Here is a 15,920-nt window from a genome sequence, read left to right as displayed (position 1 = left end):
GCGGGGCGGTCATGCCTTGACCAGCCCCTTGGTCGTCTCGCCGCCGAGCGCCAGGTAGACGTCCTCCAGGCTGGGCGTGGCGAGGGTGAAGTCGTCGAGGGCCGCGAAGGCGGAGCCGCCGGTGACGGCGGCCACCGCGGCGCGGGCTTCGTCCGGGGGGAGGCGCAGCACCCAGCGGCGCCCGGACTCGCGGGCGGCCGCGCGCAGGGCCGCCACCTCGGGCAGCTCCAGGGGGGCGCGCTCGCGCCACACCAGTTCGACGCGGACCTCGCCGGCCAGGCGCTGCTTGAGCCCTGCGGGGCTGTCGCAGGCGATGACCCGGCCGCGGTCGAGGACGGCGACCCGGTCGAGGACGGTCTCCGCCTCGATGACGTTGTGGGTGACCAGCACGACGGTGGCGCCGTGCTCGGCCCGGCGGCGGTCCACGGCGGCCCAGACGGCGCGGCGGGCCACCGGGTCCATCCCGGTGGTGGGTTCGTCGAGGACGAGGAGGGACCGCCGCCCCACCAGGGAGGCGGCGAAGCAGGCCAGTCGGCGCTGGCCGCCGGACAGCTTCTTCAGGGGGCGGCCGGCGAGCTCGCCGAGACCGAGCTCGGCGAGCACGGCGTCCCGCTCGGCGCGGGCGTCGCGGGCGGTGAGGCCGCGCAGCCGCCCGGTGGTCTCGGCGGCCAGGGACACGGTGAGCTCGTCGAGGGCGGTGGACTCCTGGCCGAGGTACGCGATGAGGCGGGCGGCCCGCTCGGGGTGGCGGACGAGGTCGTGGCCGAGGACCTCGACGCTGCCGGAGTCCGGGCGCATGAGGCCGGTGAGCTGGCGCACGAGGGTGGACTTGCCGGCGCCGTTGGGTCCGAGCAGCCCGAAGACCTCACCGCGCCGCACGTCCAGGCAGACCCCGTCGGTGGCCCGCACCTCGGGGGTGGCGGGCGCTCCGCGTCTGCCGCGCGCGGCGGGGTACGTCTTCACCAGGTCCCGCACCACGCACACCGTACTCACGAGGGATGAGCCTAAGGGGTCGGGGCGGCCGGGCCGAGTCCGGGGCGGTGCCGCGGTGCCGTCCGCCGGCGTCACTCGACGGGCGCGGCGGGCCCGGCGTGGGGGGCCGACGGGTGCCCGGTGTGGTTCGCGGCGGCGGCGCGGACGTCGATCTCGCGCCAGAAGCCGGCCCGGATCGCGTAGCGGTCGTGCTCGTCGATCTGGTCGTCCTTGTGGGCGAGGAGCCCGAAGCGGGCGGCGTAGCGGAGCAGTTCGCCGTCGATGCGGTGCGGGATCCGCGGGTACATGCTGGAGAGGTTGTCGACGTGGGAGGGGTCGGGCAGCCGGTCCATCCAGCGGCGGGCGAAGACCTGGCCGACCTCGAAGGGGTCCCCGCCCACGGTCGTGATGTCCTCCTCGCGGTCCGCCCAGCGCTGCTCGGCGCTGGTGAGCTGGGCGAGGGTGGGCAGGGAGGCCGTCTCGGGGGGCTCGCCGACGGGGCCGCCGGGCCGGTCGATCCAGCCGCGGTCGGACGACCAGCGCAGGGTGGCGTTGGCGGGGACGGCGGGGGCGGGCGGCGCCTGGGGGTGTCCGGGAGGGCGCAGCCCGGCGAGGTCCTTCGGGGTGGGGACGCCCCTGGAGGCCGTGGAGGGTGCGGAGGCGGCGCCGGACGCGGTCCCGTCGGCAGGCGCGTCGGACGCACCGGATCGGGAGGTGCCGGCGGGCCGGGAAGCGGGGGCGCCAGGGTCCTGGCCGGTCCCCGAGGCGTGGGAGCCGTTGCCGGAAGCACGTTCGGTGGAGGCGGCGAGGGCGGCCTCGGGGAGCGGTGCGGCGAGGATCGCGGCGATCTCGGGGCGGGGGGCCGGGGGCGGGGCGCAGGGGCCGGTGAGGTCCTTGGCGCGGACGGCCCGGGTGATCCAGGCGCGGTCGAGGACGCGCCGCTCGTCGGCCTCGGCGACGAGGTCCTCGGACTGGTTGTAGTCGCCGTCGGCGGCCTGGACGGCCCACAGGTGGACGGCGACCCCGTGTTCCTTGGCGGACATCAGGCCGGGCAGAAGGTCGCCGTCGCCGGTGACGAGCACGACGTCGGAGCAGGCGCGGTTGCGGGCCAGTTCGGTGAGTTCGGCGTGCATGGCGGCGTCGACGCCCTTCTGCGCCCAGCGTCCGTCGCTGCGGGTCAGGGCTCCCAGCCGGACGGTGACGCGGGGCATCACGCGCAGCCGGCGGTGCTCGGGCTGCGGGACGCGGTCGGGGGCGCCGTCGAACCAGTAGATCCGCAGCAGGGGTTGCCGGGTGTCCGCCTCGGCGCCTTCGCGCAGGGCCTGGACGAGGGCGGCGTGGTCGACGGTGATCCGGGAGCGGGCCGGTTCTCCGGCGATGAGGCTTGCTGCGGCGCCGAGCAGATAGCCGGCGTCCACGAGCACGACGCAGCGGTCCACGTGTTCCACCCTCTTTCGGGAACCTCGGGATCGGAGGTTGCTTCGGGTTTCCTTCGAGTCTGCCCGACTGCCGGGGTCTTAACGGCCGGAACGCGATCTTCGGCGTGGCGCCTCACCGTACGCGCTCGGCCCGCTCCTGACTACGGGTCCGGTGGGGTGCGCGGTCGACGAACGGGCTCCGCTACGGTCCGCAATGATCCAAAATGCGCAGCTCATGGGGGTGTGTGAGGCTGGTCGCGGCCCTGGCCCCCACACATCCCCCCCCCAGGAGGCACCCTCATGGCCAAGAACAAGAAGAGCGACCGCACCCAGCAGCAGCGGCAGTCCGAGCGCGAGACGCAGCAGGCACGGGACACGTCGATGGAGCAGCATGCGGCGCACGTGACGCCGGCGGACGTGGCGCAGAAGGGCCGGCAGAAGAGGTTCGGCCACAACTGACGCGGTCGGCAGGGAAAAGGGGCGTGGCCGTGACGACGGCCACGCCCCTTCCGCCTGGCCGTGACGACGGGCCCGGCCCCTCCGCCTGGCCGTGACGACGGGCCCGGCCCCTCCGCGTGGCCGTGGGGGGCGGGCCCGTCGGCCGGCGTGCGGTGCGGTCCGGCTGTGGGGTGTGCGGTCAGCCGGCCAGGCAGGACGGTCCGAGGAGCCCCTTCAGGTCGCCGTAGAGCGCCGGGTCGGGCTGGACGCGGTGCCGGTCGAGGCGGAGCACGGTCGTCTTGCGGGGGCCCTGGAGCTTGATCCGCACCTCGGTGTTGCCCTTGTGGTGGCTGAGGATCTCGCCGAGGCGGCCGACCATGGGCGGGGTGACCTTCAGGGCGGGGATGGTGATGACGACCGGCGCGTTGGTGCCCGCGTCGGAGAGGTCGGGGACCATCAGCTCCATGGCGACGAGCCGGGGCACGTCCTCGCGCTTGTCGAGCCGGCCCTTGACGAAGACCACGGCGTCCTCGACGAGCTGGGTGGAGACCAGCTGGTAGGAGGCGGGGAAGAACATGCAGTCGATGGAGCCGGCCAGGTCCTCGACGGTGGCGATGGCCCAGGCGTTGCCCTGCTTGGTCATCTTGCGCTGGAGGCCGGAGATGATGCCGCCGATGGTGACGACGGAGCCGTCGGAGAGGTCGGCGAGCTGGGCGATGGACGCGTCGGCCTTGTCGGTGAGGACGTGCTCGATGCCGAAGAGCGGGTGGTCGGAGACGTACAGGCCGAGCATCTCCCGCTCCTGCGCGAGCAGGTAGGACTTCTCCCACTCGTCGTCGGAGAACACCACGTCCATGCCGAAGCCGGGCTCGCCACTGTCCTCGTCGCCGCCCATGCCGCCGAAGAGGTCGAACTGGCCCTCGGCCTCCTTGCGCTTGACCGCGACCACGTTGTCGATCATCGGTTCGTGGTGGGCGACCAGGCTCTTGCGGGTGTGGCCCATCGTGTCGAAGGCGCCGGCCTTGATCAGCGACTCGACGGTCCGCTTGTTGCAGACGACGACCTCGACCTTGTCGAGGAAGTCGGGGAAGGAGGAGTACTTCCCCTTCGACTTGCGGCACTTGATGATCGATTCGACGACGTTCGTGCCGACGTTCCGTACGGCGGACAGGCCGAAGAGGATCACGTCGTCGCCCTGGGCCGCGAAGTTGGACTCCGACTCGTTGACGTTCGGCGGGAGCACCTTGATGCCCATGCGGCGGCACTCGTTCAGGTAGACGGCCGACTTGTCCTTGTCGTCCTTGACCGAGGTGAGGAGCGCCGCCATGTACTCGGCGGGGTGGTTCGCCTTGAGGAAGGCCGTCCAGTAGGAGACCAGTCCGTACGCGGCGGAGTGGGCCTTGTTGAAGGCGTAGCCGGCGAAGGGGACCAGCACGTCCCAGAGCGCCTGGATGGCCTCGTCGCTGAAGCCCTTCTCCCGGGCGCCCTTCTGGAAGAGCACGAAGTTCTTCGCGAGCTCCTCGGGCTTCTTCTTGCCCATGACGCGGCGGAGGATGTCGGCCTCGCCGAGCGAGTAGCCCGCGATGATCTGGGCGGCCTTCTGCACCTGCTCCTGGTAGACGATCAGGCCGTAGGTGACGTCCAGGACCTCCTTGAGCGGCTCCTCCAGCTCGGGGTGGATCGGGGTGATCTCCTGCTGGCCGTTCTTGCGGAGGGCGTAGTTCGTGTGCGAGTTCATGCCCATCGGGCCCGGCCGGTAGAGGGCCGAGACGGCGGAGATGTCCTCGAAGTTGTCGGGCTTCATCAGCCGCAGCAGGGACCGCATGGGGCCGCCGTCGAACTGGAAGACGCCGAGGGTGTCGCCGCGCTGGAGCAGTTCGAAGGTCGTGGGGTCGTCGAGCGGGAGGCTCAGGAGCTCGATGTCGATGCCCTTGTTGGCCTTCACCATCTTGACGGCGTCGTCCATGATCGTGAGGTTGCGCAGGCCCAGGAAGTCCATCTTGAGCAGGCCGAGCGATTCGCAGCTCGGGTAGTCCCACTGGGTGATGGTCACGTTGTCGGTGTGCCTCACCCACACCGGGACGTGGTCGGTGATGGTCTCGCTGGACATGATCACGCCGGCGGCGTGCACGCCCATCTGCCGGACCAGGCCCTCGACGCCGCGCGCGGTGTCGATGACCTTCTTCACGTCGGGCTCGTTCTCGTACATCGCCCGGACCTCGCCCGCCTCCGAGTAGCGCGGGTGGTTCGGGTCGGTGATGCCGGAGAGCGGGATGCCCTTGCCGAGGACGTCGGCGGGCATGGCCTTGGTGATGCGGTCGCCCATCGCGTACGGGTAGCCCAGCACGCGCGCGGAGTCCTTGATCGCGTTCTTGGCCTTGATGGTGCCGTACGTGCCGATCTGGGCGACCTTGTCGGCGCCGTACTTCTCCGTGACGTACCGGATCACCTCGCCGCGCCTGCGCTCGTCGAAGTCGATGTCGACGTCGGGCATGGAGACGCGCTCGGGGTTGAGGAACCGCTCGAAGATCAGGCCGTGCGGGATCGGGTCGAGGTCGGTGATGCCGAGGGCGTACGCGACGATCGAGCCGGCGGCGGAGCCTCGGCCGGGGCCCACGGCGATGCCGTTGTTCTTGGCCCACATGATGAAGTCAGCGACGACGAGGAAGTAGCCGGGGAACCCCATCTGGATGATGACGTCCATCTCGTACTCGGCCTGCTTCTGCCGGTCCTCGGGGACGCCGCCGGGGAAGCGGCGCTCCATGCCGCGGCGGACCTCCTCCTGGAACCAGGTGACCTCGGTGTAGCCCTCGGGGATGTCGAACTTCGGCATCAGGTCGCGCTTCTCGAACATGCCGGTGGTGTCGACCTGCTCGGCGACCAGGAGGGTGTTGCGGCAGCCCTCCTGCCAGGCGTCCGAGGAGTCGATGGCGTACATCTCGTCCGTCGACTTCAGGTAGTAGCCGGTGCCGTCGAACTTGAAGCGGTCGGGGTCGGAGAGGTTCTTGCCGGTCTGGATGCACAGCAGGGCGTCGTGGGCGCCCGCCTCGTGCGCGTACGTGTAGTGGGAGTCGTTGGTGACCAGCGGCGGGATGCCGAGCTTCTTGCCGATCTCCAGCAGGCCGTCGCGGACCCGGCGCTCGATCTCGATGCCGTGGTCCATCAGCTCCAGGAAGTAGCGGTCCTTGCCGAAGATGTCCTGGTACTCGGCGGCCGACTTCAGTGCCTCGTCGAACTGTCCGAGGCGCAGCCGCGTCTGGAGCTCGCCCGAGGGGCAGCCGGTGGAGGCGATGAGCCCCTCCGACCACTGGGAGATGGTCTCCTTGTCCATGCGCGGCCACTTCTGGAGCCAGCCCTCGGCGTAGGCGTCGGAGGACAGCCGGAAGAGGTTGTGCAGACCCGTGTTGTTCGCCGCCCAGATCGTCTTGTGCGTGTAGCCGCCGGAGCCGGAGACGTCGTCCCTCTTCTGGTGCGGCTGGCCCCACTGGATCTTGCGCTTGTTGCGCCGGGACTCGGGGGCCACGTACGCCTCGATGCCGATGATCGGGGTCACCCCGGCCTTCTTCGCGGTGTGGAAGAAGTCGTACGCCCCGTGCAGGTTGCCGTGGTCGGACATGGCGATGTGGGTCATGCCCATCTCGTTGCAGGCGTTGAACATGTCCTTGAGCCGCGCGGCACCGTCCAGCAGCGAGTACTGGGTGTGCACGTGAAGGTGCGTGAACGGCGGCTTCGACACGGCTGCGGCCTCCGGGGTTCCTGGGAAGGGGGGTCGCTGGGAAGTCTACGGCTCCGCGGTGACACCTCCGGGCGCGTCGCGACACAGCGCGCGGGGGCGCACACGGCGCGGGTACGGCGCCCCGAGGGACGCTCCGGCCACGCGAAGCGCGTGGGCGCCGAGCACGGCCGGGCCCCGCGCAGGGCACGCGTGCGGTGCCTCCCGGTCGGCCCGTACCGAACCGCCGGGACGGGTGCGGGCGGGCCGACGGCGGCGGGCGGGCGGGTGGCGCGGGCCGGCCCGCCGTCCCGTCCGGACGAGGCCGCCGGCAGGGACGGTGACTGGATGCCCGGAGGCGGTACGGGGCCGCGCGGGGGCTCGGGCGGGACGGCGGGCGCCGCCCGGCGGCCGTGCCGACGGCTCGGGGGCGGGCCTCACCGCGTACGGGAACCGGCCTCGCGGTCGGTTTAGCGGGTCCTTACGCGCAGGCGTGGCACACTCTCCGACGATGGACGCGATGGACGGCACGGCCGGGACCCGGTTGAGGGGGCTGCGGGCAGCGATCTTCACGGCACTCGTCGTGACGCTGTCCGTCGCCTCCCACGTGCTGCTGTCGCGCGTGCCGCTCCCCGTGACGGCCGTGCTGCTGGTGGCGGGCGGCGTGTTCGCCGCAGCCTACGCCCTGGCGGGACGGGAGCGCGGCTTCTGGTCCATCGCCGGGCTGCTGGTGCCGCTGGAGCTGGCCGCGGACACGGTGTTCACGGCCGGCCAGCACACCTGCTACGGACCGTCCGGCGGGCCCATAGCGGGCTCCCTGCGCGCGGTCGGGCTCGACGTGCTGTGCGGCGACGCCCTGGGCATGCCCCTGCCGGGGGTGGCCGCGCCCGACTCCGCCGTGGGCGCGCTGGTCCACTCCCCCGACCCCGCCGTGCCGTGGCTGCTGCTCACCGCGCACGTGGCGGTCGGGCTGGCCGCGGCCGCCTGGCTGCGGCGCGGCGAGGCGGCGCTGGCCCGGCTGGCGCGCGCGGCGGCGACCTTCACGTTCCGGCCGCTGCTGACCGCCTGCGCCGTCGTGGTGGCGGCCGCCGGGGGCGGCGGCGGACGCCGGGTCCCGTCCGCCCGGCCGCGGGTGCGGGCCAGGGCCTCCCGCACGCGGCTGCTGGTGCACTCCGTCGGGCGGCGGGGGCCGCCGCGGGCCGCGCTCGCCTGAGACGCGGGCCGCTCTCGTCCGGGGCACGGGCGGGAGCGCGCAGCGTGGGCTCGGGCGAGCACCGCGCCCCTCACCCCCTCGTTTGACGCAGACGGAGACACACCACCATGAGTGCACGCAACAGCAAGGCGAACAAGGCAGCGGCCCGCGAGCGGCTGCGCCGTGAGCGCGAGCTGCAGGCGAAGAAGGAGAAGCGGCGCCGCCAGCTCACCGTCGGCCTGGTCGGCGTGGGCGTGCTGGCGCTGACCGGCGGCATCGGCTACGCCGTCGTCCAGGCCAACAAGCCCACGGCCTGGGAGGCGGCGGCCGAGGTCAAGGACGTCAAGGCCCCGAAGAACACCTCCGGTGAGAACGGGACGACGGTCGTCGTCGGCAAGGCGACGGCGAAGAAGACGCTGGAGATCTACGAGGACGCGCGCTGCCCGGTCTGCGCCGTGTTCGAGCAGCGGGTCGGCGAGACGGTCGCGAAGGACGTCGAGGCGGGCAAGTACAAGCTCCGGTTCGTGGGCGCCTCCTTCATCGACAACAGCTTCCCGGGTGAGGGCTCCAAGAACGCCCTGTCCGCGATGGGCGCGGCGCTCAACGTGAGCCCCGAGGCGTTCATGGAGTTCAAGTCGGCGCTGTTCTCCACCGACTTCCACCCGGAGGAGTCGGAGGACAAGTTCGCGAAGGACTCCTACCTGCTGGAGATCGCGGACACCGTCCCCGCGCTGAAGAGCAACGAGCAGTTCAAGAAGGACGTCGAGGACGGCACCTTCGACGCGTGGGCGCTGAAGATGTCGGAGACCTTCAACAAGAGCGGCGTCGAGGGCACGCCGACGCTGAGGATGGACGGCAAGAAGGTGACGGGTGCGGACGGCCAGGGCACGCCGATGACCGCGGCCGACTTCACCGCGGCGATCGACAAGGCCCTCAAGGGCTGACGCCTCCCCCTCCCCCGAAGGGCCTGCTCCGGCCACCGGAGCAGGCCCTTCCGTGTATGAGCGGCGAACACCGGCCAACCACACGGCGAAGAGGCCGACTTACGGCGTACCCGTGAGTAATGTGACGGGTAGTCTGATCGCCCGTGACCAGTCGAAACACCCTGCACAGCAGCACCCCCAGCCGCCGTACGGTCGTCAAGGCCGCCGCCGCCAGCGCCGTAGCCGCGCCCGCCCTGCTCGCCGCCGCCCCGCCCGCCGCCGCGGACACCCGCGCCCCTGCCTTCCTCCACGGAGTCGCCTCGGGTGACCCGCTCCCCGACGGCGTCCTGCTCTGGACCCGCGTGACCCCGGCCCCGGACGCCACCCCGGGCTCCGGGAAGGGGCCGGACACGGAGGTGAGATGGGAGGTCGCCGAGGACAGGGCGTTCACCCGCACCGTCGCCCGGGGCACGACCGTGGCGGGCACCGACTCCGACCACACCGTGAAGGTGGACGTCCGCGGGCTGCAGCCGGCCACCACCTACTGGTTCCGGTTCTCCGCGGCCGGCGACGCGGGGAGCGGCGCGCAGGCGCCGTCCCCCGTGGGCCGCACGCGCACGGCACCCGCGTACGACGCCGCGCTGCCCGGCATCCGGTTCGGCGTGGCGTCCTGCGCGAACTGGGAGGCGGGCTACTTCGCCGCGTACCGCCACCTCGCCGCCCGCAACGACCTGGACGCGGTGCTCCACCTCGGCGACTACATCTACGAGTACGGCTCGGGGCAGTACCCCAAGACCAGCAGGGTGCTGCGGCCGCACGAGCCGCGGCACGAGATCGTCACCCTGGCCGACTACCGGGTCCGGCACGCCACGTACAAGACGGACCGCGACCTGCAGGCGCTGCACGCGGCGCACCCGGTGATCGCGATATGGGACGACCACGAGTTCGCCGACGACACGTGGTCCGGCGGCGCCGACAACCACACCCCGGAGGGCGAGGGCGCCTGGGCGGAGCGCGTGGCGGCCGCGAAGCGCGCATACTTCGAGTGGATGCCGGTGCGCACGTCCACCGAGGGCACGGTCTACCGGCGGCTGCGCTACGGCAAGCTGGCCGACCTGCACCTGCTGGACCTGCGGTCCTTCCGCTCGCAGCAGACCGCGACGGGCAGCGGGGAGGTGGACGACCCGGAGCGCACCATCACGGGCCGGGCCCAGCTGGACTGGCTGAAGGCGGGGCTGGCGTCCTCGGACGCGACGTGGCGGCTGGTCGGCACGTCGGTGATGATCTCGCCGGTGGCGTTCGGGTCGCTCCCGGCGCACCTGCTGGGGCCGGTGGCCGAACTGATGGGTCTGCCGTCGGGCGGGCTCGCGGTCAACACGGACCAGTGGGACGGCTACACCGACGACCGCAGGGAACTGCTCGCGCACCTGACGGAGCGGGGCGTGCGCAACACCGTCTTCCTCACCGGGGACATCCACATGGCGTGGGCGAACGACGTGCCGGTGACCGCGGCCACCTACCCGAAGTCGCCCTCGGCGGCCACGGAGTTCGTGGTGACGTCGGTGACCTCGGACAACCTCGACGACATCCTGCGCGTCCCGGCGAACACCGCCTCGTACGTGGCGGCGGCGGCCATCAAGGCGGCCAACAGCCATGTGCACTGGGTGGACATGGACCACCACGGGTACGGCGTCCTCGACGTGACCGCGGAGCGGTCGCAGATGGACTACTACGTGCTCTCGCAGCGCAAGGACCCGGCCGCCTCCGCCCGGTGGACGCGCTCCTACCGGACGCTGAGCGGAACACAGAAGGTCGAGCGGGCGTACACACCGATCCGCTGAGCTGACGCAAGGGCGAGTATCAGCCAAAGACGGTCCCGTTAAGCGGTGATCACAAGCGTGTGACGGGCGGTGCGTCCGGGAGATCGAATCCGGACACACCGCCCGCCCACGTATGCACGCGCATGACGTCCGCATCTCAACTCCCGGGACAGACCGCAGGATTTCTCATCGACGCCTTCATCCTCCCAACGATTGATTGGGCCGGAACGATTCTCTTCCAGATCTGACATGGCCACGTAATGTCCTCCCGGCGGTGGCGAGGAAGGCCCTCCCACAACCCCCCGCGAGGAGTCGCCCATGCGTGCTCTTGTCCGAATATCGCCGCGTACGCACCGCCGTGTCCTCGGCGCCACGGTCCTGGCCGGAACACTGGCCCTGGCTCCGTTCTCCGCGCCCACCGGCGCCTCCGCCGCCACCACGTCGGCCGCCACCGCGGCCGAGGAGTGCGAGGAGACCGGCACGAACGCCCACGCCCGCGCAGCGCATCCCGGGGAGGGCGTCCACAAGCACGAGCCCAACGAGGTGACCGCCGCCAAGGCCGAGGCGATGGAGCGGGACCTCAAGACGAAGCTGAAGGCGGCCGCGATCAAGGGCCTGGACGCCGGACGCTTCGACGCCTCCCGGGCGCAGGCCGCCGCGGTCTCCGTCCCGGTCTACTTCCACGTCATCCACGACGGCACCAAGGGCAAGCTGTCGAGCAGCGACATCAGCGCGCAGATGGCGGTCCTCAACTCCGCCTTCGGCGGCCAGGGCTCCGGCAACGCCGACTCCGGCTTCCAGTTCACCCTGGCCGGAACCACCTACACGGACAACGCCGCCTGGTACAACCTCTCCTCCGGCTCACAGGAGGAGAAGGCCATGAAGTCGGCCCTCCGCCAGGGCGGCGCGGGCGCCCTGAACTTCTACACCGCCAACCTCAGCGGCGGCCTCCTCGGCTGGGCGACCTTCCCGTCCTCGTACAAGTCCAACCCGGAGATGGACGGCGTCGTCGTCCTCGACGCCTCCCTGCCGGGCGGCACCGCCGCCAACTACAACGAGGGCGACACCGCCACCCACGAGGTCGGCCACTGGATGGGCCTCTACCACACCTTCCAGGGCGGCTGTAACGGCAACGGCGACTACGTGGCGGACACCGCGGCCGAGAAGAGCCCCGCGTACCAGTGCCCCGAGGGCAGGGACTCCTGCACCCGCAAGGCGGGCCTGGACCCGGTCCACAACTTCATGGACTACACGTACGACTCCTGCATGTACCAGTTCACCCCGGGCCAGGTGCAGCGCATGCAGGACCACTGGGTCGCCTACCGCGCCTGACGGGCGGCACGGCCGGCCCACCCGGGCCGGCCCGGGACCACGGGCACGGGCACGGGCACGGCGCGGCGCAGACGCCGCCCCGGGCCCGTGCCCTGCCCGCGCGCGGGACGGCGGACCCGCGCCGGAGACCGGACCCTGCGCCCTCCTGCCACCACCACGCGGCAGAACGGCGCGGTCCGCGCGGCACGGCTGCGGCCCCACCGGTGCGGTACGCCCGACCGCTCACCGCGCGCACCGGCAGGCGCCCGCCGCATGGCGTTCCTCACACCCCGCCCAGCGCCGGACCACCGGGCGGGGCCCGTCACGGCTCCGCCGCTGCCCCCGCCCAGGGGCTCACAGGGTCTCCAGGTACGCCAGGGCCGCCGTCCAGGCCGCCTCCGCCGCCTCCTCGTCGTGGTCCGGCAGGCCCGGGTCGGTGTACAGGTGCCCGGCGCCCCGGTACCGGTGCACCTCCACGTCCGCGCCGGCCCGCTCCATGGCGAGGTACCAGGAGTTCAGCCAGTCGTCCGGCTCGTACGCGTCGGGGTCCGCGAGGTGCAGCTGGACCGGCAGGCCGGCCAGCGACGGGCCCTCCCCCACGTCGTACGTGCCGTGCAGCAGGAGCAGCCCTCGTGCCTTCTCGTCGCCGGTGGCCAGGATCTGCGCGAACGCGGCCCCCAGCGAGAGCCCCGCGTAGACCAGCCCCCGCTCGGAGTGCGGGGCCGCGGCGCGCACGGCCCGGCGCACCAGCTCGTCCCAGCCGATGCGGTCCTTGATCGCCAGGCCCTCCTCCGCCGTGTCGGCGGTTTGCCCCTCGAAGAGGTCGGGCACGTGCACCTGGTGCCCGGCGGCCCGCAGCCGCTCGGCGGCGGCGTGCACGGCCGGGCGCAACCCGTACATCGAGTGGAACAACATGATCTCCATTCGGTCATGGTGCCACTCGCCGTCTAGCGTGTCGGAGTCATGGAGAACGTACTGCGCCCGTTGATCGTGCTCGGTGGCTCGATCGTCCTCACCCTCCTGGTCGGCTGGCTGGCCGATCAGCTGCTGCAGAGGATCGACGCCCGCCACCCCGAGACCCCGTTGTGGGGCATGCTGCGCCGCTGCCGGCTGCCCCTGCAGACGGTGCTGCTCACCGCCCTCCTGCGGGGCTCCTACGAGCAGACGCAGTGGCGGATCATCCAGGACCACGAGGTCGGCATCGGCCGTGCGCTGACGGTCCTGCTGATCGGTGCGAGCGCCTGGCTGGTGGTGCGGATCGCGTCCGCCGCCGTGGAGGCGACCTACGCCCGGTACGCGGCGCTGACGGTCGACGCCGCCCGGGTCCGCCGGGTCCGCACCCAGGTCACCCTGATCATGCGGATCGTCACGGCGGTCGTCGGCGTGGTGGCCGTCGCGGCGATGCTGCTGACCTTCCCCGACTTCCGCGCGATCGGCACGTCGATGCTGGCGTCCGCGGGCATCATCGGCATCGTCGCCGGTGTGGCCGCGCAGTCCACGCTGAGCAACATGTTCGCCGGGTTCCAGATCGCGTTCGGCGACATGGTGCGGATCGGCGACACCGTGGTGGTGGACGGCGAGTGGGGCGTGGTCGAGGAGGTGACGCTGACCTTCCTCACCGTGCGGACCTGGGACGAGCGCCGGCTCACCATGCCCGTGTCGTATTTCACCAGCAAGCCGTTCGAGAACTGGTCGCGCGGCGGCGCCCAGATCACCGGCACGGTGTTCTTCCAGCTCGACCACGCGGCGCCGGTGGCGCTGATGCGGGAGCGGCTGCGGCAGGTGCTGGAGCAGTCCCCCACGTGGGACGGGCGGGGATGGTCGCTGGTGGTCACCGACACCACGCCGAGCACGATGGTCGTGCGGGCCGTGGTCACCGCGAAGGACGCCGACGACCTGTGGACGCTGCGCTGCTCCGTGCGCGAGGAGCTCATCGCCTGGCTGTACGCCCGCCACCCGTACGCGCTGCCCCGCGTCGCCACGATGCCGGCGCCCGACCGGCACGACGCCGGCGGTACGGTGACCCGCCAGGACGGCGGCGGGGCGGCCCGCCGCGACGACGGCTGAGGCGGCGCGGGCTCAGCGCAGGCTGCGCACGTCGAGCCGGTGCAGCACCCGGTCGACGACCTCCGGGTCGGCGCCGGGCTCGGTGCGGGCGACCAGCACCTCGCTGCGGGCGGCCGACATCAGCTCGCGCCTGACGCGCAGGACGAGCCCGACGCGCTCCCTGCGCCGCGTGTGTTCCGTCGGCTGTCCCGCGTCCGCGGCCTCGGGACTGATCAGGGCGCCGATGTCGTACGCGGTGCCGCGCAGCCGCTCCACGAGTTCCTCCGGCAGGTCCTCCGCCTCCTCGATCTGCCCCAGGCGCCGCCTGGCGGCGTGAGCGGCGCGGACCGCGAGCTCCCGCTCCAGCCGCCGTTCGGCGCCGGTGTCGGCGCGCACTCCGAGCCGGCCCACCAGCCAGGGCAGGGTGAGGCCCTGCACGACCAGCGTGGCCATGATCACGCAGAAGGCGACGAAGACGATCTCGTCCCGGCCGGGGAACGGCTCCCCCGCGTCCGTGCGGTACGGCAGGGCCAGCGCGAGGGCGACGGTCGCGACGCCCCGCATGCCGGACCACCACATGACGACGGCCTCCCGCCAGGTCAGGGGGATCTCCTCGGCGGTGTCGCGCCGTGAGTGGAGCCGCTTGGTCAGCCACGTGGCGGGCAGCAGCCACAGCAGCCGCACCGCGACCACGGTGGCGGCGACCACCGCACCCCAGCCGAGCATGGCCGGCAGCCGGCCCTCGGCGCTGTCGAGGACGGTGCTGAGCTCCAGGCCGACGAGGCCGAAGGCGACCCCGGTCACGAGGGTGTCGACGACCTCCCAGAACGAGCGCCCGGTGAGCCGCCCCAGTACGTCGTCGGCGTCCACCGTGGACGCGGACAGGGCGAGGGCCGTGACCAGCACGGCCAGGACCCCCGAGCCGTGCAGCTCTTCGGACACGGCGTAGGCCGCGAAGGGCAGCAGGAGCGTGAGACCGGTGCGGAGGGTGGCGTCACCGAGGGCGTCCATGAGGAGCCCGCCGAGCCGCCCGAGACCGAGCCCGACGGCCACCGCGACGACGGCGGACAGCAGCAGTTCCACGGCGGCGCCGCCCCACGAGAACGCCCCGGCGACCACCGCGCCGACGGCCACGTGGTAGACGACGATCGCGGTCACGTCGTTGAAGAGCCCCTCGCCCTCCAGGATCGACACCAGCCTGCGGGGCAGGCCCAGCGACCCGGCGACGGCGGTCGCCGCGACGGGGTCGGGCGGCGCGACGAGCGCGCCGAGGGCGACGGCCGCGGCGAGCGGCAGGCCCGGCACCACGGTGTGCGCGACGGCACCGGCTGCGGCGGTGGTGACGAGGACCAGTGCCACCGCCAGGAGCAGGATGGGCCGCCGGTTCGCGGCGAACTGCCGCCAGGAGGTGCGCTGCACGGTCGCGTACAGCAGCGGGGGGAGCACCAGCGGCAGGATGAAGTCGGGCGGGATGTCGACGTTCGGCACGAACGGCAGCAGCGCGAGCACCACCCCGAGGAGCGTCATCAGCACCGGTGCCGGCAGGCCGAGGCGGTCCCCGAGCGGCACGGTCACCACCGCGCCGAGGAGCAGGACGAGCAGCAGCGCCAACTGGTCCACGGTGCGCGATCCTCCGCACGCTGACGACGCGACGACTTCGGGCCCCCACCCTGCCACGGCACACTGCGTGCGCCCGGCAACCACGCACCCCGCCCGCCTCCGTGGCGTCGGGGCGCGACGGAGGGGAGCCCGGGGCGCGGAAGGGCTCCGGTCGCCCGGCCCCCGCCACAACGGCTCGGGGGCCACGGGCCCGCACGGACAGCCCGGAGCCGCCAGGGGACGCGACGGCCACCCGGGACGGCCACCGGTCGCCCCGGCCCAGCCGGTCGCCCGGAGCAGCCGGTCAGCCGCGGGCCCGCCGACCGCCGACCCCCGCAGTCGCCCGCGGTCGTCCGCAGGGCAGGCCACCGACCCGGCTTATCCACCGGCCGAACCGGCCCGGGCAGCCGGCTGTCTCCAGCCCGAAGCCGCCTGGGAGACAGCCCACCACCAGGACCGGCCTCAGCGCGCCCCCGCCCGGCCAGGCAG

General features: G+C 72.7%; 11 protein-coding genes. 6 read left to right on the top strand and 5 right to left on the bottom strand.

Annotated elements, in window-relative coordinates:
• Nucleotides 1-9: 9 nt before the first annotated feature.
• A complete protein-coding gene (locus BJP40_RS10270) occupies nucleotides 10-984 on the bottom strand; it encodes an ABC transporter ATP-binding protein (RefSeq protein WP_177204351.1) in 975 nt (324 codons plus the stop codon).
• 80 nt (nucleotides 985-1,064) lie between these two features.
• Complete coding sequence (locus tag BJP40_RS10265; protein ID WP_071280106.1) at nucleotides 1,065-2,420, bottom strand: NYN domain-containing protein; 1,356 nt, start codon at nucleotides 2,418-2,420, stop codon at nucleotides 1,065-1,067.
• 270 nt (nucleotides 2,421-2,690) lie between these two features.
• Between BJP40_RS10265 and BJP40_RS34155 the strand changes: the two genes are divergently transcribed.
• Nucleotides 2,691-2,849 (top strand): hypothetical protein, encoded by a 159-nt coding sequence (locus tag BJP40_RS34155; RefSeq protein ID WP_175499957.1) that lies wholly within the window; start codon nucleotides 2,691-2,693, stop codon nucleotides 2,847-2,849.
• Between the two features lie 178 nt (nucleotides 2,850-3,027).
• Here the strand turns inward: BJP40_RS34155 and dnaE are convergent, their stop codons facing one another.
• Nucleotides 3,028-6,564, bottom strand: coding sequence for a DNA polymerase III subunit alpha (dnaE, locus tag BJP40_RS10260; RefSeq protein ID WP_071280105.1), 3,537 nt, complete (start codon nucleotides 6,562-6,564; stop codon nucleotides 3,028-3,030).
• Nucleotides 6,565-7,051: 487 nt separating this feature from the next.
• On the opposite strand from dnaE, the gene BJP40_RS10255 reads away from it, so the two are divergent.
• The 4 genes from BJP40_RS10255 to BJP40_RS10240 all read left to right on the top strand — a co-directional run bounded on the left by BJP40_RS10255 (nucleotide 7,052) and on the right by BJP40_RS10240 (nucleotide 11,807).
• Nucleotides 7,052-7,753 carry a hypothetical protein gene (locus BJP40_RS10255; protein ID WP_371258622.1) on the top strand — a complete coding sequence of 234 codons (702 nt, stop codon included), beginning with the start codon at nucleotides 7,052-7,054 and terminating at the stop codon, nucleotides 7,751-7,753.
• A 107-nt stretch (nucleotides 7,754-7,860) separates the two neighbouring features.
• Nucleotides 7,861-8,676 carry a DsbA family protein gene (locus tag BJP40_RS10250; RefSeq protein ID WP_071280103.1) on the top strand — a complete coding sequence of 272 codons (816 nt, stop codon included), beginning with the start codon at nucleotides 7,861-7,863 and terminating at the stop codon, nucleotides 8,674-8,676.
• Between the two features lie 143 nt (nucleotides 8,677-8,819).
• Nucleotides 8,820-10,496, top strand: coding sequence for an alkaline phosphatase (locus BJP40_RS10245; protein ID WP_071280102.1), 1,677 nt, complete (start codon nucleotides 8,820-8,822; stop codon nucleotides 10,494-10,496).
• A 297-nt stretch (nucleotides 10,497-10,793) separates the two neighbouring features.
• Entirely contained in the window at nucleotides 10,794-11,807 is a 1,014-nt protein-coding gene (locus BJP40_RS10240) for a zinc metalloprotease (protein WP_071280101.1), read from the top strand.
• A gap of 333 nt (nucleotides 11,808-12,140) precedes the next feature.
• Here BJP40_RS10240 and BJP40_RS10235 read toward each other — a convergent pair whose 3' ends face one another.
• Entirely contained in the window at nucleotides 12,141-12,710 is a 570-nt protein-coding gene (locus tag BJP40_RS10235) for a dienelactone hydrolase family protein (protein WP_071280100.1), read from the bottom strand.
• A gap of 39 nt (nucleotides 12,711-12,749) precedes the next feature.
• Between BJP40_RS10235 and BJP40_RS10230 the strand changes: the two genes are divergently transcribed.
• Nucleotides 12,750-13,853 carry a mechanosensitive ion channel family protein gene (locus BJP40_RS10230; RefSeq protein WP_071266755.1) on the top strand — a complete coding sequence of 368 codons (1,104 nt, stop codon included), beginning with the start codon at nucleotides 12,750-12,752 and terminating at the stop codon, nucleotides 13,851-13,853.
• 12 nt (nucleotides 13,854-13,865) lie between these two features.
• On the opposite strand, the gene BJP40_RS10225 is transcribed toward BJP40_RS10230, so the two are convergent.
• Nucleotides 13,866-15,452, bottom strand: a complete 1,587-nt coding sequence (locus BJP40_RS10225) for a Na+/H+ antiporter (RefSeq protein WP_071280099.1) — start codon at nucleotides 15,450-15,452, stop codon at nucleotides 13,866-13,868.
• Nucleotides 15,453-15,920: the final 468 nt, after the last annotated feature.

Source organism: Streptomyces sp. CC53 (genome assembly GCF_001865245.1).
Classification (GTDB): Bacteria; Actinomycetota; Actinomycetes; order Streptomycetales; family Streptomycetaceae; genus Streptomyces.
This window is presented reverse-complemented; position numbering and strand designations above follow the sequence as displayed.